Origin of the sequence: Microcoleus sp. Pol11C2 (assembly GCF_036701505.1) — a bacterium.
GTDB lineage: Bacteria > Cyanobacteriota > Cyanobacteriia > Cyanobacteriales > Microcoleaceae > Microcoleus.
On sequence record NZ_JAUBQX010000015.1, the window covers coordinates 66415 to 90916 of the forward strand.

Sequence of the window (24502 nt, forward strand, 5' to 3'; positions counted from 1 at the left end):
GGGTAATCGAAACTTTTTTATCGAATTATCATAATTTATCTGGACTAAAAGTTTTCAGTAAAGACTTGTATACAATCAATATTTCTGGCGCTAGCAGTCGAATTTTTTTTCAGTTTTCTTGTTCCCTTTTATCTCATTTTCTATGTTGAGCTCGCGGTTTATAGTGTGAGTTACCGCACTTTTTTAGGTATTCCCATCCTCCGAGTTTTGCGACTTGTTCTCTCCCGGTTTTTTAGGCGATCGCACCCTGTTCCTTCAGAATTACCACGGCGAACCGATCATTGTAAAAGCAGCCCAATAATAAGGATGCGAGAAATTTCGATCGCCCCTGGCGGTCAACTCTGACGGCAAAGGCAGAGCTTGATTGTTGCCCGATCGCACCAAATAACCATCTTGCAACCGCACTTCTCCCCGCAGCATCGCCAACTGCGCTTGCCGCAAAGCCTCAGCCTTAATCGGCGCTGTACGCAACTCCTGGTAAAACTCAGTCATCAGCCCCAAAGTAGCAACATCGCTGACATACCACAAACTCGCCAAAGCGGATTTTACCCCCGCGTGTACCGCCAACCCCGCGAACCCCAACTCAGCTTGTTCGTCTCCCACCGCCGTAGTACACGCACTCAAAACCAACAACTCCACCTGCGGGTTAGATAGCTTCAACTGCTCCAACTGATTCAACCGCAACTTAGTATCCCAAAACTGAATGTAAGAATTTTCCGCCCCCCCAGGCTGAAAATCCCCGTGAGTAGCTAAATGAATAATTTTGTATTGCGGTTGATTGCGCTTGTTCTTCAAATTTGCCAAAGTAAAAGCTTCATTGAGAAAAGACGAACCCGGCCAAATCTTGCCGACAATTGTCGATATTTCCAGCGGCACCGCAGGCAAAGGATTTTGATCGTATTTGGCAGGAAAATTCGACGCACCCATCGCTAACACTTCAGAACCCTTAACATCGGCATAGCGAGTATCAGTTAAACTCAAACTCGGAATCAGCCCCAAACTGTACTTTTCTACCAAAAACTGCTTGCCGTCATAAAGAGCAGCCAAAGGCAAAGTTCGCAAACCGGCATCCATCGAAAACACCAAGGTGTCAATCTTGTTAGCCTCCAATTCCGGTTGCAGCGGTGCAATTAACCACTGGTAAAGTTTCTCGGCAGATTCCTTGTAATTAGCAGCATTCAATCTCCTAGGAGTTCTGATAGCATTAGTGAATTCTTTAGCAACTTGCAGCACTGTCTCGCGGCTTGCAGGCACGCTTTTAAAAACATTTTTGCCGTCTGGCAATAACAACACAAGTTCTAAATGTTTTTCTTTCGCCCAAACGTAAAGGATCGCGGGTTTAACCCCAGTCAACCGATTGACGCTGCTGAGAGTATCTCGAATACTTTGCTGCGTGACTGACTTTTCAGTGAGATTACCCCCAAAGTAACGTTCAAATTCCCGGCCCTGAGTTCTATCCCTTTGCTGCACTGCGTCGATCGGACTTATTTGCGCGATCGAACTTGATCGAGAAATCTCAGGAACCCTCACATTCCCGACACTTTCTGCACTCACCGCACTCGCAGGCTTCTGTGGAGTTGTTGCCACGCTGCCATTTTCTGTCGTCCCAGGCGCGCCCAAATTGTCTGTTAACACCGACGGCGACAGCAGTACCGGGCCGGCAGCAGTCTCGTTCGACCCTGCCTCAACAGACGCAGCAGCAGGTTCTGGCGAGACATTTGTGGTACTGCCCTTTGGCACCGACGCTGCGGGAGGGAGACTCACCTGAGTCACAATTTGTTGAGAATTGTCTGTAGTTTGCAGTTCCACGCTGGTAGTTGGTGCCGGACTCGCCACGATCGCCAGCGGCCCGATCGCAGTTGAGGAGGTGGCAGTGTTCGACTTCGAGTTTCCCGTCCCAACAGTCGCCGCCGTGCAGGTTCCCGACGGGCAAGTGCTTTGCAGCAGCGTCTGTGAACCCGATTGAGCCAGCCCGTCTGTAGAAATGCTGACCTGGGCGCGCTCAGCAGCCGTTCCTGTTCCCGCAGCCCGAAATGCTCCCCCAGCTTCGATTGCCACATCGCCGCCGATATTGCCACGAGCTTTGATCGAAACCACTTCAATATCTTTGTTCCCGGTAATTTGGCTCGAACCTGCACTTCCCGATTGCGAACTCGAGTTGATCACCCCTGTAACGATCCGGCCCGGCGCCGCAATCGAAATATCTCCCCCGCTTCTGGCACCAAAAGCATCGATGTTGCCGGTTTCTACCGCACCGGCGCTGCGAATAGTGATAGGGCCCGCCACCCCGGAAGTTGAGCGAGATGAAACCGTACCAGCAGTCAACTTGCCTTGACTGCTAGTGATGTTAATCCCCGCAGTCGAGGTAACGTCTCCGACGGCTACAGTACCGCCCATCAGAGAGATCGTGGCGTTATCAGTGCCGACGATCGCACTCGTTCCCACGATCGCGCCGCTGCCCGACGGCGATCTAATCGTCGTCGGATCTTGAAATGTCAACGCCACTGGCGTTGAATTGAGCGTTGAATCTGGCGTTCCAATCGAGATCACGCCGCTACCGTCAGCGCGCCCGATCTTGATCGAAGCAAACCCATTCCGAAAAGCGTTCAATTCAGCCGCAGTCAAGTTCAGAGCTTCTGTATCGCCAGAACCTTGAATTATAATATTTTGACTGGGATCAGCCGGTTGCAGTACCAGATTGCCGTTGCTGGCGATCGAATTTTGGTCACCCGTCAAGTCAATTTCGTTGCCGGTTAAAGTAATATTTCCCGGTGTTTTCGAGCCACCAGCTTCGATCGCACCTGCTGTGACTCCATTCCGTCCCGTCAGCGTCACATTCCCCGCGCCAGGGCCCCTCGTGTCGATCGCCCCGGCAGTCACCGTGCCCTGTGCGGTAACACTAACATCTCCCGCCGAATTACCTATATCTTCGGAAGAATTGACAGAAGTGTTGATGGTGCGGTCAGTTCCAGTAAGTAGCTGACCGGTTGTGACATTGCCTGCGGTGCTGACGATGCGAATTTCCTGATTATTGGTAGTGATATTTCCGGTTCTGATATTGCCATCAGCTTTGAGAGTAATTGAGGCATTGTCTGCCCCTGTCAGGGAACTTGTGGTAGTGATTGTTCCCAAACCCGCTGGCGATTGAATAATTAGCGGATCATAAAATGTGAAATCGTTGGCCATCAGAATTGAACCGATACCGTTGCTGCGGCCGATCGTAATTCCAGCAAACCCATTTTCCAAACTTCCTAGGTCGTTTGCCGTCAGATTCAAATAAATATTAGTGCCGACATCTCCAGAACCGCCGATCGCAATATTTTGACCTGGGTTCCAAGGTTGCAGTACCAAAAAGCCAGTGCCGCTGACTGAATTTTTGTCGCCTTTGAAATTAATTTCATTACCAGTCAAAGTAATGTTTCCCGAACCTGCTGCGACGAAGCTCACTCCCAGAACATTCTGAGCCGTCACAGTTACATTGCCCGTCGCTTCCGGGCCGCTGGCATCAAGTTTTTGGGCCGTCACGTTCAGGCCGTCGAGCACAATATTCCCGCTGCTGCCGGTGCTGGGATTGGATGAAGAAATATTGTTGGCAACAGTCAAACCCGGACTAATCAAACTAATATTTCCGCCGTTACTCGACAAATTGCCCGCAGTAATTTGACTTCCCGAAATGGTGATCGCACCGCCCGCCGTGCTAATTGTATCTCCAGAATTCATCGAAAAAACACCCGCACCATTGCCATCGGCATCTGCTCTAAATGTTACCGAACCAGTAGTTGCTTGAAAGCTCAACTGATTGTCCGCCAAATCAGCAATTGTAATATCATTGAGCGCTTCGAGAACCACATTTGCAGTCGCCGACATACTTTCCAAAGCTCTAGCCGAAATTGTCAGCGAAGGCTCAGAATTGTTTTCCTGTCCTGGTAGCGTTCCTGTTGACAAAATATTATTGTTGGCAATAATGTCCGCATCGCCCGCCTCTTCTGCAGAATCTGTAATTAAAATATTTTTTGGATCTAACAGCAAAGTCCCCAAACCGTTTGTCCCGGAAGTATCGACAGTACCGTTAAAAATCAATCTTTGCTTGCCCGAAACTTCCACCAACCCGCCAACACCTGCGGTGGTTGTTGCAGAAACGCCCGTTGCGCTGATGCTGCCCAAAAATGCTGTGGTGTTGTCAGCCCAGACAAAAACTCTGCCGCCGTTGCCTGATTCAGTGGCGTTGGCGGCGATCGAACTTTTGCCATCCACGTAAGTCATCCTGGCATTCGGCACAGTTCCCTCGCCTCGGTAATCTCCCCCGATCCGCACCGTTCCGCCGCCGTCGGGCCCCGAAGCCTCAATCTTCGCTCCCAACAGCCCTACCTTGTCGCCCAACACGTTGACGCTTCCTCCCGCGCCCCCCCTGGCAGACACGTCCGCAGAACCCGCTACGAGCGCAGTTCCAGCACCTGCAGGCACTGTTTGGCCGCCTGTGAGGACGACTTCACCTTGAGCGTTCGTAGTTATACCCGTAGCGTTAGCCACGCCGGGGCCCGAAAGCAGCCGAGGTAAAGTCAGCGGAGAGAAGGGAAGCGCTTCCGAACCCGACACTCCGGCTGCTGGAGAAACTTCTAAACTCAGCAAAAGTCCGTTTTGAGTCAACCGCACCAGATTTTCGCCTGGGACAGCCGCCACAGTAATTTGACCGCCTGGGGCTGAAAGTTGCCCTGTACTGATAACCGTGCCGCCCAGCAAAGTCAAATTTTGCCCCGTGCCGACAGCCAAGTTACCGGCATTGACAATACTCCCTGGCTGTGCGCCAAAAACAAAAGCATTCGGCGTTCCGACTAGGGCTGCGTAGTCGTTCGTCCCTGTACCGTTGAACCAACGATCGTCAAAACCGATACCGCTAGCGGTGGTAGCAAAAAAAGACCCAGACACATCGAGTCTGGCATTTGCCCCGAAGATAATGCCTGCGGGATTCATCAGCAACAAGTTAGAATTGCCGCCACTAACTTGAATTAGACCGTTAATTAAGGAAGCGTCGCCACCGACAACGCGGCCGAGGATATTTTTAACGGTTGGGTTGGAGATGAAATTGGCAGTTTCGCCAGAATTCAGACCGAACCGAGTAAAACTGTGGAACAAATTTGCTCCGTCCCGGGAGGTAGTGCCGCCTTGAATGTCGTAGCGAGGAGGCGACCCTGTATTTGGGGCGCTGACAGTGGTTCCGGTGCCGTCTGGGGCTGGAGTAATAGATTGTGCCGCAGCAATTTGAGATTGGGGATAAATTGCCACGAGTACCCATCCGTTGCTGTTTTCTTTGAGGAAAACCAGGTTGGGGAAAAAATCTACTATCAAAAATCCAGCAAGGGGAATTGCTGCCAGAATCGACCGCACAGCACGTTGAGCATTCATAAGTTTGCCTCGGTCTAGACCTTAATTCGAGTTTAAAATTGAGATTTTAGGTAAAAAAGAGTCGATCGCACCCCAATGCTGACACTTCCTAACGCGAACTCTCGATCGCAAATCTTAAATTTTAAGTCTAAATTTGATTGTGTCACCAACATAGCAAAGACTGACAGTAAGTGTCGAAACACAGGAAGTTTAAACAGAGAAAATTATGAGCGATCGAATTGTCCGTCTGATCGGTTTAACTGGGGGCATCGCCACCGGTAAAACCGCTATATCTAATTATCTGGCAGATGCCTGTGGATTTCCAATTTTAGATGCCGATATTTACGCCCGCGAAGCTGTGAACCCCGGTTCGCCAATACTTGACTCTATTGTAAAACGATACGGCGCGGGTATTTTGCTCCCGGACGGCAATTTAAATCGGCCAGAGTTGGGAAGTATTATTTTTTGTAACGCAGACGAGCGGCAGTGGTTGGAACAACAGATTCACCCTTACGTGCGTCGCCGATTTGTTGAGGAAACTCAAAGCTGCATTGCTGCATCGAGTTTGGTATCCCAAGACACACAGGATTTAGGTACAAAGACTCAAGAAACCGGCTTTTTTCACCCTCATCAAAAGCTAGAACAAAGTATTGTTGAAAAAAAACCCGGTTTCTGTGCCAAGGCTGACACGTTGACTTTGGTTTTGGTAGTGCCGCTGCTGTTTGAAGCTAATATGACTGACTTGTGTACCGAAATTTGGGTGGTGTACTGTTCACCAGAAGTGCAGTTAGAACGACTAATGCAGCGAGACGGCTTGAGTTACGATCGAGCTCAGGCCCGCATTAACACTCAGTTACCACTGGCTCAAAAATGTCAACAAGCTGATGTTATTTTGGACAACTCGTCAACCCTCGAGTCGCTATTCCTGCAGGTAGATGTGCAAGTCAGTCGCTGTGAGATTTGATACTTGAGAGTGACTCCGCGATATCAGTTTTAAAACCAGTTTTTTTACTCCCTGCGCGCCAGTTCGATTTGAGAGTTGAGATTTGAGATTGACTCCACGATTTTGTGAAGGGGCTTTTTTCCTCAACCGCTTTCGACTCCTCCTTCAAAGTGGTGCGTAAGCGCTATTGTCACAAAGCAAGATCAAAAAAGATCAGAAAAGAGCAGAAAAGATCAGAAAAAATCAAAGGTTCACAATTTATTTAAAAATACAATAGCAATCATTTATGAAGTTAATGTAAAAAATTAGGCTGTGCCCGCTTTCAGGAATCTCATTCACCAAGATATTTATATGTAAGGTGCTGATGGCGCGCCCGGTTAGTATCCTGTTGTGTCTTTAATCCCCGGGTTGCCGCTTCACCTCCATAAATTATGAAGTTAATCATAAAAGTAGTAAAACTTTACAATTGGCGGTTTTTGTTTCCTTGTTGGAAGACTGTTTTAAGAGGATTCCAGGGGTCATACCATTTTTGATTTTTGATTTTTGATTTGGGAATGATTTATAAATACCAGGGTTGGCAAGACCGGCATAGAAGAGTAGCATTATTTTTTTGAACATGGTCTTGAATTTTGCTGGTTGCCCGCAAGTAGCAGAGAACTAGAAATTACCAGGGAACAAGCGAGCTAGAGGATAGATTTCACCAGCTTTTAACCAAAACCAAAAAAATTGCAGGTGCCCTCACTTATCTAATTGATGACTTCGCCAAAATTATTTTTTTTTATCCTGATAGCAGAGTACAGACTGCGTATCAAGAAGGGGAAAATACAAACACCAAAATTTATGATGCGCGTTTACTCTTCCATCCTGATGTCAAGCCTGTTACTGAGTGCTGGCGCAGTTAATCCTCAAAGCTTAGAAACTCGATCGACCTTTTTTGCTCAAGACAACTCTGCTCCCGAAATTTTAACCGCCGTAGCCGACACTCAGACCTTTTACGATAAAGAGCCAGATAATAATACGCCACCAGGACGAGGCCAGGGGAGATAAAGCCGAAAAAAGCGATAATTGCAGGGAATTAGGGGGAGAATGGGACAATATAAAATTGAGAGAAGAAGAGAAAAATTGAAAATTTCGAGCCATTAATTGGGGACTTACGTACTGCGTAGCAAAAAACCGATTTTTCAGCGGTATTTGACGACTTAAGGCATAATTGTTCGCTACTCCGGTTTTTTTGGCCAATATCGTCAAAATATCAGACACCACAAACGGGCCCGAAATGTTGCACTCAAAAAATAAAGGTAAAGCGCCAGATTCCTACTCGCGCTTTACCTTTCTTTTTTAAACTTTTTCAGCTTTAATCTTCTTCCGCAGCTTCGCCACCAACAACGACATCGCGAATCCGCAAACTCGGGCCGCCGCAGCCGACGGGCAAACCGCTTTGTCCTGCCTTGCCGCAGCCGCCGGATTCATCCCAGTAGAAATCGTCGCCGATCGCCTCAATATCGGCTAAAGTGCTGAAAACATTACCCGAAAGAGTAACATCCCGCACGGGATTGTCTAGTTTTCCGTCGCGGATCATCCAAGCTTCGCCGGCACTGAAAGTAAACATTTCGCCGTTAGTCATGCCACCTTGCCAATTGCGCGCATAAACTCCTTCTTTGATACCAGAAAATAAGTCAGCAACTGGCGTGTCACCCCGTTCGATCCAAGTATTCGTCATGCGGACGATCGGCGGATAATGATAATTCAAACAGCGAGCATTGCCAGTAGGCGTTTCTCCCAATTTGCCCGCCGTTTCCCGCGAGTGCAGTCGCCCGACTAAAGCGCCGTCTTTAATTAACTGAGTAGTAGTCGCGGGAGTGCCTTCATCGTCGTAGCAATAGCTGCCCCGGTGTCCCTCTGGCGCTGCACCGTCGAAAATTTGCAAGTTTTTGGGGCCGAACTGGCGACCGAGGGTCATAATTTCCAAGATGTCGGGATTTTCGTAGGCCATGTCGGCTTCGGAAAGATGCCCGAAGGCTTCGTGGACGAACAATCCGGTCAAAATTGGGTCAATGACGACGGTGTAGGTGTTGCCTTGGACGGGGGGTAAGGCTAGAGAATCTACGGCTCTCTGGGCGGCGCTGCGAACTTGAATATCGAGATCGGTTAAATCTTCGTAAGCTTTGCGGGAACCGGTGGTTTCGCGGCCGGTTTGTACGGTTTCCCCGCTGCGGGCTGTGGCGGCAAAGCGCATTTCCATGTCTGCCCAACCTTGTTCGAGCATAGTGCCTTCGGAGGTGGCGAGGATCATCCGCTGGGTGCTGTCGCCGTAGCGCACGGAGATTGTGGCGATGCGGGGGTCAATGCTGCGGAGAATGGCCGCGTAGCGATCGCACAATTGCTTTTTGTCAATTAGGGGAACCAGACGGGGGTCTGTTCCTGTCAGCGGCAGCAAGCAAATGTCTTGTATTGGGGTGACAGGCGCCAGAATCGTTTCTTCTTCCCCGATCAGTTTGGCCGCGGCAATGGCTTCTTCGATTCTTTCGGCGAGGGTGGAAAGTCGGTTAAAACTGGCAAAGCCCCAGCCGCCTTTGTGACAAGCTCTGACTTGGCCGCCAATTGAGACTCCTTCGCTGAGGGTTTCAATTTTTTCGCCCCGCAGCAGGATGTCGGTGCCTTCGGCTTCTTCCAGTCGAATTGCCAGATAATCGACTTGGTGACGGTAGCGTGCCATTAAGTCTGACAGCAGATTTTTCGAGTCGGCGATCGAGGTGGGCATAAGGAAAGCGCGGTGTTTAACTTACTTCATTTTGCACTTTTGTCAGGGCGATCGTACAAAATATCGCCCCAAGCGCGGAGATTGCGGCTTATTGGTACGGTTCTGCCAATATCGTTAGTTAACAAATGTGGATATCCTGTGAGTTAGGAGGAAGGCGCAAGAAATTATGCGGGATTTTTCTATCGTGCTGGTGCTTGACTCCTAACTCCTGAACTTTCCTATACATAAATACTTCACCCTTCATGCCTCCGAAGGTGGGTTTATAACTGTGAATACTTACTTTTTACCGACAATAAGCGAAATTTTAGCCTCCGAAGGCCAAGAAAATGACCTGAGTCTCTTTGATGCTAAGTTGGCGGGAGAAAACAACCGTCATCGCTGTCCTGCAAGCCGTGGGGCTTCTCGGCTGAAAGCTCAACAGGAATGGTACGGGGCGATCGCAGCTTTGAATCAAATGCTCGATCGGCAAAAAGCAGGACAAAAAACAGATGCCGATCGACAATTTGCTCGATCGACAATCCCCAATTCCTGTCAGGGATTGGTGTTGTCTGGCCCGTCTTCGGTTTTGACTGGCCCCGCTTTGGCCAACGGCTTTGCCAATTGGATTTTTACCAGTATTCCCGACAACGATGCAGCTTTGTGGTCTTTTCGGGCTAGACAAACTTTAGCTTTAATGCCGGCGGCTGATGTGCAAACATCAGTGCCTGCAGCGGCCCCGGCTTTGGCTTTGGCAAGTGGTGATCCCTTAGCCAACGAGCAGTTTTGTTTGGTTTTAACTGCTAGTTTTAGCCTGGTGATGGTTTTGGGTGAAAATTCTGCAGGAATTCCGGCTTTTCTATTTTCTTTCGCTCCGCAAGTAGTCGCCAAAGCTTGGGAGGTTTTGCGGCGCAGGGTGACAGAAAGCGAATGTTTGCTTGCCAATTCTGACGATAGCTTCAATTTACCAGTTAGCCAATTAACTAATAATTCTACTAAATTAGACGCGCTGTTCCAGCAGTTTTTGCCTGTGGAGCCAAATTATCAAACAGTGATGCAGTTCAGCCGCTTGCTGTTGCATAATTTGCCGATGGGGAAAGATGAAGCAGGCAGGATAAAGGATGAAAGAATTGATGATGGTTTGAACCATAGACATCACAAGTTATCGGCTACAGATATCAACTGCAAATCTCCAATTCCTCTGGCTACTAAAGAGGTGGAACTGCTACAGGCGATCGCCCACGAAGTCCGCACTCCTTTGGCTACCATTCGCACGCTGACTCGGCTGCTGCTGAAGCGCCCCAAACTCGAGCCGGTGGTAGTCAAGCGTTTGGAAATGATTGATGCTGAGTGTACCGCTCAGATCGATCGCTTCGGTTTAATTTTCCGCGCCGTGGAATTGGAAATGTCGCAAGCTAAAAATTCGGGCGTGCAGCTAACAGCAATGTCTCTCGGTGAAGTGCTGCAAAATAGCATTCCCCGCTGGCAAAAACAGGCGGCTGTGCGAAACCACACTTTGGAAGTTATTGTGCCGAAAAAGTTGCCTGCGGTAGTCAGCGATCCGACGATGCTGGATCAGGTTTTAACTAATTTGATTGAGAATTTTACTCGAACTTTGCCCTCGGGGAGTCGCATTCAGGTGGAGGTGACATTGGCGGGCGATCAGTTAAAGTTGCAGTTGGAATCGGAACACCTACCTGAAGATAATGGCGCATCGACTTTTGCAGCTAAGGCAAATGGTCCTTTGCGCTCGATCGGGCCTTTGTTGATGGTGCAGCCGGAGACGGGAAGTTTGAGTTTAAACTTGAGCGTGACTAAGAATTTATTTCGGGCTGCTGGCGGGAAGTTGGTAATTCGCCAGCGACCCCAAAAGGGTGAGGTGATGACGGTATTTTTGCCGCTGCAATAGTCAGTTGTCAGTTGTTGGTTGTCAGTTGTTGGTTGTCCTATCAATTCTGGTTGCATCGGAATGATTTAACCGCAGAGGACGCAGAGAACGCAGAGGAAGAGAAGAGAGAGCTCATTAATATCTGTCAACAACGGACAACTAACAACTGACAACTAATCTTTAATCAATTAAAATCTCAATGACAAACTCGGTTCCTTCTCCGGGTATAGAAAAACAACTCAGTTTTCCGCCGTGTTTTTCTTCTACGATTTGACGCGCGATCGCCAGTCCTAACCCAGTTCCTTTGCCCACGTCTTTTGTGGTAAATAGATGGTCAAAAATCCGTTTTTTGACCTCTTCGGACATTCCATTTCCGTTATCGGCGATGGAAATTTTTACCTTTTCGCTTTCTACTTTTGTCCGAATAGTGATGTGATTGGGATGGGCTTGAATTTCGGCAAAAGTCCGTCCTTGATTGGATTCTTCTAAGGCATCAATCGCATTGGCCAACAGATTCATAAATACCTGGTTTAATTGTCCCAAATAACATTTTACTTTGGGAATCTTGCCGTACTCTTTAATGATTTTAATTTCAGGATGCTTGTCGTTCGCTTTCAGGCGATGGCGTAAAATCATCAAAGTGCTATTGAGGCCTTCGTGGATATTTGCCTCAACTTTATGTGCCGTATCGGCGCGAGAGAAAGTGCGGAGAGATGTGCTGATGTTTTTGATGCGCTCGCATCCTATTTTCATGGAACTCAACATTTTGGGTAAATCTTCTACGAGATAATCTAAATCTATTTCCTCTGCTTTCTTAATTAATTCTGCTTCGGATGGAGGAAACTTTTCTTGATAGAGGCGCAAATAATCAATTAAGTCTTGGACTCCAGCATGAGCTTCATTAATGTTCCCGGCAATGAAACCAATAGGGTTGTTGATTTCATGGGCAACCCCTGCCACTAGATTACCTAATGCTGACATCTTTTCACCTTGGATCATTTGCATCTGAGTTTGCTGAAGTTCATTCAAAGTCTGCTGCACTTGGTGATAGAGGCGGGCATTTTCCAGAGCGATCGCCGCTTGACTAGAGAGAAAACTCAGCACTAGGAGGCGATCGCGACTAAACACCCCACTGGTTATCCGATTTTCTAGATACAAAATGCCGACCAAATTCCCCTGATTTAGAATTGGCAAACCCAGCAAACTCTCTGGTTTGTGATACTCTAAATAATCGTCAATCACAGGTAGATCAGTTGTGGCGTGATCGATGACAACTGCTGCTAGGGTGTTTTTGACATACTGGATTAATTTAACAGGAACGGTGGGATTGTTCTCTAGGGGTTCCGTTTGCAGGCTAATGTTTTCCCACGTAGCTATCGCCCGCACTTGCCATTGTCGATCTTGGCAGAGCATCAGTGCACAGCGATCGGCTCCCGAGTTTTGTAACATGGTTTGGGTCACAATTTGCAGCAACTCATCCAGGTCGATCGTGCTGGAGATCGTTTGGGAGATTTGCAGCAGAGTCGTAAAATCTAGAGCATGGTTGATCGAGGTGCTTGAGGTAGTGTGGTGGGTGCTCGAATGAATTGAGTAGGTGGGATTGGTAAGGGTGGATAGAGTTTCTAAAATAGTGATGGGTTGGCCGGACTGTTGTAAGATGGGGCGCAGCAGATCGGGATAACGTTTTTCTAGGTCATCGGTTTTTGCTTTGGCTCCCCAGCGGGCGTAACAATAGTAGGCTTCCTGCATATAGCCTGCGGCGACTTTTTCTTTGCCCCAGTCGAGGTAGAATTTAGCGGCGAGTTCGTTTGCTAAGGCTTCTTCGTTGAGGAATTGGTTTTCTTGGGCGAGTTGAATGGCGCGATCGTACAACTCAGCAGCCTGCCATTTTTCTTCAGCAACACGAGCCATCTCTGCCTCTAAAAGCAGAAATTTGGACAGACAGTTTTCAGGACAGTTCTGTGCCCAGATTTGAAGTTGTTCCCAATTTTTCTGAACAACTTCTTGATAATTTTTTGGGGGTTTTTCCGGTGCTTCCCCATAAAGTTGCAATACACTCAAAGACTCATAAAAACAATGCAGGACACGTTGAAATTGTCCATAAAGTGTATTAGAAAAATCTGCCGCGGCTCCTAACATTTCATAAGCTTTAGCATACTCACCGTAGGTGAAAAACAAAAAGGCTTTAGCGAAATAGTAAGTGCTACTGCCATAGCCATAGCCAATTTCATTGAATGTTGCTAGCGCCGACTCTTCATCAAATGTTTCAGAGCTAAGGCTATACTTCCCTATCGTTAGGCATTGCAAATTCTCTAGAAGCTTGCACTGAAGAATTAGGGCAAATGCTGTCGTAATCTCCGTCCGTTCCGCAAAGCTGATGTACTTTTCATGTCGATCCAGCAAACTGGGAATATCGCTGGATACGATCGCCTGCTGCCAGAAACTGAACAGAGCACTGTGATGACACCAAGAAAAATCGCCTACCTCCATTGCTCCCTGATAAGCAGCTTGTTGCAGAACAAGATTGGAACTGACGTGCTTGCGCCAATGGTTGATGAAGTTGCCGAACGACATATAAATTTTGCCATTCAGGGTGGTGTTATGAAATTTTTCATTCACCTTCAACCCTAAAAGTCCAAACTCATAGCCCAATTCATAGTCTTGAAAGCGTTGGCAGAGAATTGTGCCATACCAAACATAAACAAAACCCGCCACATTTGTATTCCCGTATTGCAAACAGAGATTGGTCATGTGTAAAACAACCAAAACTAATAACTCCTGATTAGTCAGGTAAGTGGGCGGTACCATGTTCATTAGCAGTTTGATCAGCATCTGGCGTTCTTCATCGACAATGAGTGGTGCGTCGATTAGTCCTGCAACTGCGCGCTTATTTAAGGTTTTTTTAACTTCCAGAGCCATCCCTTCTAACTCTGCTTCATTTGGTATAACGGCCAGTTCTAAGCCTAACAGTTTCAGCCCTTCGATTCCTACCTGAATCGCCTTTTGATAGAGAGCTTTGTTTTGATAATGAGTTAGCTGAATAGCAATTATTTTGGCTCGATCGAGACTAGATTTGGCATGACTAAACGCGATTTCTACTAATTTTTCTGCTTGCTCAAAGTTGCCTGCCAAAAACTCAGTTTCAATACTTTCTATATATACACTAAAGGTCAATTCGTAGGCACATTGCCATTTATTACTCGGTAGAAAACTTAAGCCGAAGGCGAGATATTTTGTCCCAGATTCATAAGCCGTTGAGAGTTTGGCTCTATGCCCTGCAAAAAGGCTAATCTTAGCGAGCTTGGTGCGTTCTTCTTGCTGCGTTATTAGCGCCGAGCCAATGATAAAATGATTAATAATATCGAAGACTTCTTCTCCTCTTTCCACTTCTGAAAAAGTGGGAAGAAGTAACTGTCCAATTTTGAGATGGGTTGCTTGCTTTTGGTCATCAGGAATTAATGAATAAGCAGCTTGCTGAACCCGATCGTGTAGAAATTTGTAGTGTGGTAATTGAGCTGTTGTCGTTGGCAATGCGGGGCTGGTTGTCCGCTCTTCTTTTCCTAGATAAAACTTGTAAATTTCACTGGTTGGTAAAATGAATCCTTCTTGCAATGATTTCCACAAATCGGCAGCAGTTTCTTCCGGCGACTTCTCGCTGACTACCGCCAATGTATTCAAATCAAAGTGCGCTCCTATGCACGCAGCCAACTTCAGCACATCCTGAGTTTCTGGCGGCAACTTTTGCAATTGCACCGCCATAAACTCCACTACATCATCGGTGATAGTTAGGGCTTTGACTTTGGCAATATCGCACTGCCACCCCCCTATTACCCCCCTCTCTCTCCCCTGGGAAAGGGGGGTGGGGTCAAATGTAATCAGCCCATCTTCCTGTAGCGCCCTGAGAAATTGCGTGGCAAAAAATGGATTGCCTTTGGTTTTTTGATAAACTAACTCGGTTAATGGCTGAGCAAGAAGCCGGTCGCACGAGAGCGTATCTGCTATCAAATCGTTAATATCGGTTTGACTCAGAGGTTCCAAGGTAATAGTATTTACCGTTACTTGGGATTTTTCCATCTCTGCTACTGCCAACATAAATGGATGAGCCGGAGATACTTCGTTATCTCGATATGCCCCAATTACCAGCAAATTCTGACTATTTTTTTCACTCATCAACACTTGCAAAAGCTTCAGGGATGCTGAATCTGACCATTGCAAATCATCCAAAAAAATCACTAAGGGATGTTCTTTGGTGGCAAAAACAGAAATAAATTTTTGAAATAGTAAATTGAAACGGTTTTCGGCGGCACTTCCCGAAAGTTCCGAGACTGGCTGTTGTTTGCCAATAATTCGTTCCAATTCAGGAATTACTTCTACAATAACTTGACCATTTTCGCCAAGAGCCTGGATAATTTTCTTTTGCCATTGTTCGAGCTGAGCGTCGCTTTCTGAGAGTAATTGATCCATTAAATCTCGGAAGGCTTGCACAAAAGCACTAAAGGGAATGTTGCGTTGAAATTGGTCGTATTTGCCTTTGATAAAATAACCGCGTTGGCGAACTATGGGTTTGTGAATTTCGTGGACTACAGCGGTTTTCCCAATGCCGGAAAATCCGGCAACTAGCATCATTTCGCTGCGGGATAACTTCGAGTCCCCCCAGGCTCCCTTAGTAAGGGTTGAGTCTTCTTTTCCCTCGTTTCTATCCTTGCTAGGTGCTTCTTCGGAACGGGAGTTAGAGGGGTTTGCTACTCGATCGAATGCTGCTAATAATGCAGCGACTTCGGTTGCTCTGCCGTAGAGTTTTTCGGGTATGATAAAGCGATCGCAAAAATCTCGCCGCCCAATGGCAAAACTCTCTATTTTATCTGTTTCATTGAGTTGTTGCAAACAAGTTTTTAAATCTGCTTTCAACCCTAATGCACTCTGATACCGACTTTCGGCATTTTTGGCCATCAATTTGCTGACAATTTCCGAGAGTACAAGGGGAATTTTGGGATTAATTTCACGTACAGATGGCGGGTGGTGGGCAATATGACAGTGGATCAATTCCATCGGATCGCTGGATTGAAATGGCAATTTTCCTGTCAGCAGTTCGTAAAAGGTTACACCTAATGAATAAAAGTCTGTGCGGTAGTCAAGACCGCGATTCATCCTTCCTGTTTGTTCGGGAGATATATAGCTGAGTGTTCCTTCGATTACGTTGGGACTCATCACTATTTGAGTTTCTCGCGGCAGCAAAGATGCAATACTAAAGTCAATGAGTTTGACTTGTTTAGTCTCAGGATTTATTAAAATATTGGCGGGTTTAATGTCTTTGTGAATGATGCGGTGGCGGTAAAGTATATCTAATGTATTGCTTAGGTCGATCGCAATTTGGAAAAAATCAACCAGAGATTCCACGGTTTTTCCTTTCCCCGTCCATTCCTTCAGAGAAATTCCCCCGAAGTCTTCCACAATCAGGGCATAGCCGTTCCGGTAGGGTTCCAAGCTGTAGGTTTGGATGATTCCGGGCAAATTCAGGTTTTTGGCGATCGTGTATTGATTGCGAAAATGCAAGAGTTCGCTGAAGCTGGGATACTCGTTCCGCAAGACTTTGATGGCGACCGATTTTTGGTCGCAGAGGCGAGTTCCGCGATAAACTAGGGTGCGAGTGCCTGAATAAATTCGAGCGAAAATTTGATAGCCAGTTAATTCTATCATAGCAATAATTATTTTTTAGTAAAATATTTGATTTACTCTTATAATGTAGTGCAAATCAGATGCTTCCTTGGTATTAATACTTAAAAATATAACAAATTTTGCAGCCCGCGAACAGCTAACCGTTAACGGTTAACCGGATTCGGTTAACCGTTAACATTTAACCGAATTCAGTTAACCGAATTCATTCTGGCTTTCAAGGCATCACGCGCTTGTTCTCGATCGTCAAAATGGACTTTTTCTGTGCCCAAAATCTGATAATCTTCGTGTCCCTTTCCTGCAATCAGCACGCCATCTCCCGGTTTAGCCTCCATAATAGCAGTGCGAATTGCAGTGGTTCGATCGCACAAAACCATCGGCTTTACTGCGGCGGGAATTCCTGCTAAAATATCCTCCAAAATGCGATCGGGATTTTCCGTGCGCGGATTGTCGGAAGTAACAACCGTTAAATCGGCTAATTCTGCAACGATTTTACCCATAATCGGCCGCTTAGTGCGATCGCGATCGCCACCGCAGCCAAACACGCAAATCATCTGACCCGGAATAAACGGCCGCGATGCTTTCAGCAAGTTCTCCAAACTGTCGGGAGTGTGCGCGTAATCGACAATAACGCTAATATCTTGGTCGGGACTAATTTGCACCCGTTCCATCCGTCCCGGTACTCCCGAAAACTGAGATAATTTCTCCACAATTGCGGACAAATCTAAACCCAATTCTAAAACAGCACCGACAGCAGCCAGCATATTTGATAAATTGAACTGACCTACTAAAGGCAAAGCAAAAGCTGTTTCGCCCTTAGGAGTGTGCAGCATTCCCTTAACTCCGTTGGGCTGATATTGCAAATCAAAAGCATACAAATCTGCCGTTTTATGAACAGTGCTGTAACTCCAAACTCTGTCAGATTTGAGGGTTTCAAATATCCGCTGCCCGTAGGGGTCGTCTATATTAATTACAGCGCGATTTGCGAGGTAATTAGAACCGAATAAAAGCGACTTTGCCTCAAAATAATCTTCCATATCACGGTGATAATCTAGATGATCTTGAGTCAAGTTTGTAAAGACAGCAACTTCAAAACTACAGCCTAAAACTCGCTGCTGCGCTAAAGCGTGAGAACTGACTTCCATCACCCCGTGTTTGCATCCGGCTGCTACAGCTTCTGCTAATTGCTTTTGCAGGTCAACTGCAAAAGGTGTGGTGTAAAGTGCAGTTTGTTGGAAGCCCGGCCAGCGAGTGTAAAGCGTGCCGAAAATCGCCGTCGGCAACTGCATTTGATTGAGCAGAAATTCGATTAAATGAGTTGTTGTAGTTTTGCCGTTAGTCCCGGTAACGCCGACAAGTTTTAATTTGCTAGCTGGATTGCCGTAAAAAGCAGTTGCGATTTGACCGCAAACTTGAGCCATATCCGCTGCTGCGATGACGCAGGGAACCTCTTCTCGCCCCCCCTGGCTGAGGGGGGGTTGGGGGGGTGTTTTCTCGGCTGCTTGGGTGGAAATTACGGCGGCAAGTGCACCAGATTCGATCGCACTTTGCCAAAAATCTCCCCCATCTACCCGAGTTCCGGGCATTCCCAAAAATAAATCGCCCGCCTGACAAGCATGGGAATTAGTGGATAAACCCTTGACTTCGGCATCGAGGGCGGGATGTTGCGCGTCAAAGGAAATGCTGGGAACTGCTGCTAATAATTCTCTCAATTTCATCTGAAAAACTCCTCGCTTGAATGTCTTGAATATGACTGGCGGAACACATTGTTTGAGCCAGTATCTACAGGTTTTTGCTGTGCACGGTGCAAACCCTAGGGTTTTTTATATGCGCGCTGTAAAATCTATTGACCTAGAGTAAGCTGCACACCGAGTACCCCGAGGTCAGGATTAAAACCTGAGTTTTTGGGTAAATCGTATTATTGTGACGGATCGATTTGCAAATATTTCTGTAACATTTGCTCCAATTGGGCGACACTACAGCGGGGAGAAGGACGGGGTAACAGTTCTTCAGGGGAGAATGCAGCCTCGCCAGCAGAATTTCTTGCCTGGGGCTGCACTTTAAACAAAACTGGAACTTCGTACTGATAAGCTTGAAACCAGTCATCCTGTTCGGTAATATCTCTGACTTCGAGTTGAAACTTGAGGCTTTCAATCTGTTCCAGTTTTTCTTGCAACCCTTCGCACAAGTGGCATCCGGGTTTGCTGTACAAAATCAATCGCATCATAACAGTAAGATTAAACTCGATCTTAAATTCTCAAACCTGCGATCGCCAGTGGGCGAACTCAACGCGAGTAAGACGCAACTCACGGCTTCATTGGTCGCAATGCGCGATCGAAGTTATCTTAGCATTGGCAGCGAACCGATTACCGCGCTTGACAATCAAAACACTACAACCCCGTACCTCTCTTTCTTCTCTTCCTCTGTGCCCTCTGCGCCTCTGCGGTTAAAAAATCAATCTAGTTCACAAATGAAAGAGTTAACTTTATTCACATCACCTAATTGTTAAATCAAACTTGACTAATAAATCAATTTCTAGTATACTATATAAATAGCCTTAGTTAAAGGAGGCAGTATGGATTGCACCGAATACGCAGAAGCCAAGCGAAAAGCAGCTAAAAAAATTAGCGCCGACATTCGAGAACGCTGGAACAATCGCATCGTGACGCGAGGATTGCACTTGATGGGAGAAGCGGGGGCAGTGCAGTATTTGGCTGATTACGGGCGCGGAATTGGTACGGCAAAAGTTATTGGTTTTGCACTGTGCGCCGAGTCGGAAGGATACCCGGAAATGGCGATCGGCTTTTGGAAAAGAGCGTTTGAATTGGAAACCGGAGAAAAGCAGATCGCCCTGAATCCTCCAAACAAATCTAGCACCAATCTTGCTCCTGCGGCCAAATCAACTACCGCTGCCAAAATAGAGACTGTTTACAATCCGATTGTTCCCGAATTACCACCGCATTTGCAGCCGGGAAAGATTGTCACGATGCAGCCAGTGGACGCGCCGAGTGAACGTTCTTATTACATCGAAAATCCCGATTATTGGGGACAGCCAAAACGCGACGGCAATCGAGTAGTGGTCATTGCGACGCCAGATAAAGTATACTACCAATCGCGATCGACTAACCTGCGGCAACAGGCATCGGTGGAGAGCGATCGCACATTAATCGACACAGCCGCTAAAATTGGCACCTTTGTTTTAGACGGCGAACTGTATTACAAAAGCTGTACGGGCAGCGAACACCGCACCGGGGCGCAAGCTGCTACTGTTAATATTGAAAGCGGTTTTCCGACTACTCAGCCTAGCGCAATTTATGCTATTTTTAAAAGTTTGTTTTTCAAAGGCAATGATTTAACTACCGTGGCAGAATCCGAACGAATTGCAGCGGGAGTTGAAGTTGGCGAAATGTTGACTAATTTATCCCCAGTTTTTGAAGTTGTACCGACATTTCGCACCACAGCCGAAAAACTCGTCCTGGCAAATCAGCAGGAATCGGAAAATAAAGAAGGCGAAGTTTGGGTGTTGCATAACTGTCACTATGTCGGCGGAAAAGATGTTAAAAAAAATCCGATAGTGAGGACTAAATACTGTCAAGAACACGATTTGTTTATTGTGGGTTTGACGGCGACGAAAGTTGCGGGTCGGCCGTTTAGCGCCGTCAAAGTAGCGCAAGAAATTGATGGCCTATTAGTCCCAGTAGGAAGCGTGGGAACCGGGTTTAGCGGGGAGGAAATGCAGGAAATTGCCCGACTCTACGAGGCTAACCCCAAAAGTGTCAAAATTAAAGTGCGATCGCAGGGTTTGACAGAAAGTGGCAAATTATGGCACGCACAATTTCTGGAGTTTTGTTAAATTTGTAGGGAAACGGCACTGCCGTTTCCTTCCCCAAATAGGAGAGTTCCAACACATAGTATCAGATAAAATCACCGAAGTAAAAATTAATGGTTGTCAGCAAAAATAATTTCTACATTTCTCCAGAATAGTACCTAGAAGGCGAGCGAGTAAGCCCTATCAAACACGAATACAGACGCGGACACGTTTATGCAAGGAAAGGGGCAAAAAAGCTTCACATTATTATTGGTAGTAATTTAGTTCGGCTCCTAGGAAATCATCTTCTGAATGCGCCATGCTTAGTTTTCTCATCAGATATAAAAGTCCGACTGGAAGAGGCCAATTGCAATTACTATCCTGATGTAGCGGTGACTTGCGACGAAAGGGATACCTCAACTACTGAAGAATTTATTTTATATCCATCTTTAGTAGTTGAGGTATTGTCGCCCTCAACAGCAGCTTTCGACAGAGGCGATAAATTTGCCGATTACCAAACTTCCCCGAGTTAGCAAGAATACGTACTCATCATTCAATCTGAGATTAAAGTTGAGCGTTTTCGACTCAATGCTGAGGGAAATTGGGTTTCTCAGATTTACCGACAAGGAGATGAGTTAGAGTTAATGAGTATAGATTTTCGCTGCCCGATTGCACAAGTTTATCAAAAAGTCCCCGGCATGGTATTGTGATGTATGAAACTAAATTTTGAGTAGTAATCTCCTCTCGTCTGTACTTTGATAAAAACCTTAAACCTAGTTCTTAGTAAAGACTTTAGTTTTTCTGCCGAAGGTAAAGGAGGGCTGAAGTCCTCACTACCAACCGATGAGAACAGAAGTCCTCACTACGAACCCAAAAGATAATTTACTAGGCAGACAGGCAACAGATTGAAGCAAAAGGATAAGAAATAAGTTCGCTATGTCGTACTCCTACTCGATGCAGGGTTTATCAGTAAGCCCTATTGACCTGACTGGGTTGTAACCCAACATTCGGTAATAGAACCCCTGCTGGGTAAGGAGTTCGGTGTGAGTGCCAGACTCCTTAATCTCGCCCTCTTGCATCACAAAAATCAGATCGCAGTCTACAGCAGTTTCGAGTCGGTGCGTGACCAAGATAATGGTTCTTTTGCGACGTAGACGTTGCAGAGTCTCTAGTACCCACTGCTCGTGCTTCAAGTCCAGCGCATTCGTGGGTTCGTCGAGGATCAGTATGGGAGCCTTAGTGACGAGCGCCCGCGCAATAGCTAGCCGCTGTCGCTGTCCGCCCGATAGGTTTTGACCGCCCTCAGCGATTAAAGTATCATATTGCTCCGGCAAGGTTTCGATGAACTCGGCTGCCCCAGATTCAACCGCCGCTTCCCGAATATCGGAGAGCAGAGCGTCCGGGCGGCCGTAGGCGATATTCTCGGAGATCGTTCCGGGGAAAAGCGGGCTGCCTTGCGAGACGAGCGCCATGTGTTTGCGGACATCGGCAAGTTTAAGGGTGCGGAGGTCGAAGCCGTCGAGCAGGACGCTGCCCGATGTCGGGTCGTAGAAGCGAGGCAAAAGATTGAGCAGCGTACTCTTTCCCGTCCCGCTAGGGCCCAAAAACGCCACCATCTGACCAGGCTCGATTCTAGCGCTGATGTTCCGTAAAACTGGTTGCCCAGCGTTGTACTCAAAACTCACGTCGGCAAATGCGAGTGTGCGGGGATAGACGGGAAGCGAGCGCGCATCAGGCTCATCTTTTATGGCAGGTGGCTCGTCAATGACGGCAAAGACTCGATCGCATGAAGCTACAAACGTCTGGATCTTGGTCGTGAACCCCAAAACCCAACCTATCGGGTCCCAGAACTGCCCCAGGTACGCCATGAATACGAGCAAATCGCCGATGCTCACGCCGTTCGGCACCGGACGCAAGAACTGGTCGCGATAGACTAGGTATCCGCCGTAGCCTAAGATTACCCCGCTTCCCAGGGCAAAAACTACCTGAACCGCTAGCGGATAGAGGTTCTCTTGCCAATTGAGTCGCATGGATGCCTTGACGCTGCGTTCGACCACCTGCCCGAAGCGCCGCGACTCCGTTGCTTCTCGACCGAAAGATTGGATTAGCCCGATCAACTCTATAGCTTGCTGCATGGTTGAGGTCATCACCGCATCGGTCTGCTTCGACTCCAGGGCTCGACTCCTAATTCTTCCCTCGAAGTACCAATTGGCCAGTATTAGAAGCGGAGTGAACGAAAGTGCAAACACGGTGAGAAGGACATGGCGCGACAGCATGATCCAGATCATCGCCGTCAGCGTTACCGATGCGGCAGTGGAGCCGATGAGCGTATCGATTACCCCCCAGGGCCCGAGGCTGTCGTAGCTCAACCGATAGATTGCGTCACCCTGCGATCGGGAGCCGTGCCAGCCGAGACTCAGCGCCTGCATTTTGTCGTAGAGTTCGGTGCGAACCCGCAAGGTTCCGTTGTACTGGATGCGGTAGTTCAACATCCTACGCAGCATCAAAACGGTCTCGCTCAGGATTCTGATCATCATCGCGACGAACGCCATTCCGAAAATCCGGTTCAGCGTGCTTTCCCCGAACGGAGCAAGAAACAGCGTATGAATCCAGTTGGATTTCGGAGTTGGTGACAAAACCGTATCGACTAGAATCGCCATCGGCCAGGCGTTGAGAAGGTTGAAAAGCACTGATGCTCCGATCAAAAGCAAGAGCGTGACGATCAGCCATAAGTCTTTGCGAAAGTAGGAAATAGAGCGCAGGACGATCCGCACCAACCAATGTTGGTTAATTAACGGCATCACCATTTTTGGTGAATTCTTCTGGCTCTTCAAACGTGCTTTGAATGGAAAATTCATGGATGTGCTGGATGCCTCTAAGTAAGACAATGCACCAATTAGCAAGTTTCACCCCAGTCAGAGAAGCTAGAAATTAACTTTGAGTTTTAACTCGTGTTGTCAAACAGGGCAGATGGAATGTGAGATTATTGACTGGTGCAAGATGTAAATATAGTTTCGTTGTTTAAGCGTAGCTAGATAGAAAGCGAAAGCGCGCATGCTTCCTGGTTTGATGCGTCCGCGTTGCTTTGCCGAAAACGGTCGCAAAGTTGAGATTTTCTCAACTGTTCTAGCGGAACTTCCCCCTGTGGTCGATCGCATCCAAGCAAAAACCCCATCAGTCAGGCAATAGGGCTAACGCCCTCGCCCAATAGATAACTACAATATTAGGAAACCTTCAGTAAATCCAAAGCTCTCTGTTGCAAAGGAGCCGGCATCGTCAGCTTGTCGAAACTAACTGAAACCAGACGCAATTTAGGCTAGACTCGATTTTTAGCGATTGTCGATAAATTTGTTATTAACGTCCGAAAAGTGTAAAGTGGAAAACTCTCAGAAGTACATTTTGTTGAAGCTTTCCGTTTTGCGGGAGTGGATGACTTAACTGGAACAAGCACTGACCCTGAATCAGAAACATTCAACCACTCCTAATCCTCGAACAACGACGACGGACGGTAATCGTTGACACATATGCTCTTCTAAGTAATAAGCTAACACACATAAAAACAGGTGTGCAAGTACCACCATTCGTTGTATCGTTCGCAACAACACCCACAGCATCACTAATAGGGGAAACACTACCCACATAACCAACACAGGAAACTGCATTGCCAACTGCCACACCACCGGGGCCGGAAGCATTAGCACCAGAACCAGTTTCCATTCAATCAAAGGAGCCTAGCCTGATGAGCAAGCTGCAAGCAGCGGATAAAGAAGCGACAATTAGGTTTACGGTGGATATGTCCGTCGGGAGAGTACCGTAAACTGTCGATGTTGGCAGCCAGGACGGGGCGCAAGAAAGTTGACCAGAGTGCGGGTGGGTAGTGCCAAAGATGTAATGATAGGAAAGTAGAGTTTCTTGTTGGTGTTTTCTAATCATGCCTGCTTGCCCAACCTGTGCGTCATGCCAAACGGTCAAAAATGGTCGCATCCACAACGGTAAACAACGGTTTAAATGCCATGAATGTGGGCGACAGTTCGCCCTGGCATCCGCAGAAAAAAGTAATTGATTCACCTT

At 47.2% G+C, this 24502-nt stretch carries 13 protein-coding genes and 1 pseudogene; 8 read left to right on the plus strand and 6 right to left on the minus strand.

Going from position 1 to position 24502, the window contains the following annotated elements; genetic code table 11:
• Window positions 1-261 precede the first annotated feature (261 nt).
• Window positions 262-5403, minus strand: coding sequence for a CHAT domain-containing protein (locus QUA42_RS11525; RefSeq protein ID WP_333137409.1), 5142 nt, complete (start codon window positions 5401-5403; stop codon window positions 262-264).
• A 205-nt stretch (window positions 5404-5608) separates the two neighbouring features.
• Here QUA42_RS11525 and coaE point away from each other — a divergent pair, with 205 nt between their 5' ends.
• Complete coding sequence (coaE, locus tag QUA42_RS11530; RefSeq protein WP_333137410.1) at window positions 5609-6346, plus strand: dephospho-CoA kinase; 738 nt, start codon at window positions 5609-5611, stop codon at window positions 6344-6346.
• 819 nt (window positions 6347-7165) lie between these two features.
• A complete protein-coding gene (gene patX, locus QUA42_RS11535) occupies window positions 7166-7372 on the plus strand; it encodes a heterocyst-inhibiting protein PatX (RefSeq protein WP_333137411.1) in 207 nt (68 codons plus the stop codon).
• Between the two features lie 307 nt (window positions 7373-7679).
• Here the strand turns inward: patX and QUA42_RS11540 are convergent, their stop codons facing one another.
• Window positions 7680-9086: a TldD/PmbA family protein gene (locus QUA42_RS11540; protein WP_333137412.1), complete on the minus strand. Its 1407-nt coding sequence runs from the start codon at window positions 9084-9086 to the stop codon at window positions 7680-7682.
• Window positions 9087-9354: 268 nt separating this feature from the next.
• Here QUA42_RS11540 and QUA42_RS11545 point away from each other — a divergent pair, with 268 nt between their 5' ends.
• Window positions 9355-10971: a HAMP domain-containing sensor histidine kinase gene (locus QUA42_RS11545; protein WP_333137413.1), complete on the plus strand. Its 1617-nt coding sequence runs from the start codon at window positions 9355-9357 to the stop codon at window positions 10969-10971.
• A gap of 159 nt (window positions 10972-11130) precedes the next feature.
• Here QUA42_RS11545 and QUA42_RS11550 read toward each other — a convergent pair whose 3' ends face one another.
• The 3 genes from QUA42_RS11550 to QUA42_RS11560 form a co-directional block, all read right to left on the minus strand.
• A complete protein-coding gene (locus QUA42_RS11550; protein ID WP_333137414.1) occupies window positions 11131-16647 on the minus strand; it encodes an AAA family ATPase in 5517 nt (1838 codons plus the stop codon).
• Between the two features lie 167 nt (window positions 16648-16814).
• On the minus strand, window positions 16815-18341 hold the full coding sequence (locus QUA42_RS11555; protein ID WP_333137415.1) for a UDP-N-acetylmuramoyl-L-alanyl-D-glutamate--2,6-diaminopimelate ligase: 1527 nt from the start codon (window positions 18339-18341) through the stop codon (window positions 16815-16817).
• A gap of 200 nt (window positions 18342-18541) precedes the next feature.
• Window positions 18542-18847 (minus strand): glutaredoxin family protein, encoded by a 306-nt coding sequence (locus tag QUA42_RS11560; protein WP_333137439.1) that lies wholly within the window; start codon window positions 18845-18847, stop codon window positions 18542-18544.
• 351 nt (window positions 18848-19198) lie between these two features.
• Between QUA42_RS11560 and QUA42_RS11565 the strand changes: the two genes are divergently transcribed.
• Window positions 19199-20476, plus strand: coding sequence for an ATP-dependent DNA ligase (locus tag QUA42_RS11565; RefSeq protein WP_333137416.1), 1278 nt, complete (start codon window positions 19199-19201; stop codon window positions 20474-20476).
• An 89-nt stretch (window positions 20477-20565) separates the two neighbouring features.
• Window positions 20566-21141: pseudogene (locus QUA42_RS11570) on the plus strand (Uma2 family endonuclease).
• 237 nt (window positions 21142-21378) lie between these two features.
• Here QUA42_RS11570 and QUA42_RS11575 read toward each other — a convergent pair.
• Window positions 21379-23289 carry an ABC transporter ATP-binding protein gene (locus tag QUA42_RS11575; RefSeq protein ID WP_333137417.1) on the minus strand — a complete coding sequence of 637 codons (1911 nt, stop codon included), beginning with the start codon at window positions 23287-23289 and terminating at the stop codon, window positions 21379-21381.
• A 196-nt stretch (window positions 23290-23485) separates the two neighbouring features.
• Here QUA42_RS11575 and QUA42_RS11580 point away from each other — a divergent pair, with 196 nt between their 5' ends.
• The 3 genes from QUA42_RS11580 to QUA42_RS27710 all read left to right on the plus strand — a co-directional run bounded on the left by QUA42_RS11580 (window position 23486) and on the right by QUA42_RS27710 (window position 24494).
• Window positions 23486-23620: a hypothetical protein gene (locus QUA42_RS11580; protein WP_333137418.1), complete on the plus strand. Its 135-nt coding sequence runs from the start codon at window positions 23486-23488 to the stop codon at window positions 23618-23620.
• Between the two features lie 472 nt (window positions 23621-24092).
• Window positions 24093-24248 (plus strand): hypothetical protein, encoded by a 156-nt coding sequence (locus QUA42_RS11585; RefSeq protein ID WP_333137419.1) that lies wholly within the window; start codon window positions 24093-24095, stop codon window positions 24246-24248.
• Window positions 24249-24362: 114 nt separating this feature from the next.
• Window positions 24363-24494 (plus strand): IS1/IS1595 family N-terminal zinc-binding domain-containing protein, encoded by a 132-nt coding sequence (locus QUA42_RS27710; protein WP_223300889.1) that lies wholly within the window; start codon window positions 24363-24365, stop codon window positions 24492-24494.
• Window positions 24495-24502: the final 8 nt, after the last annotated feature.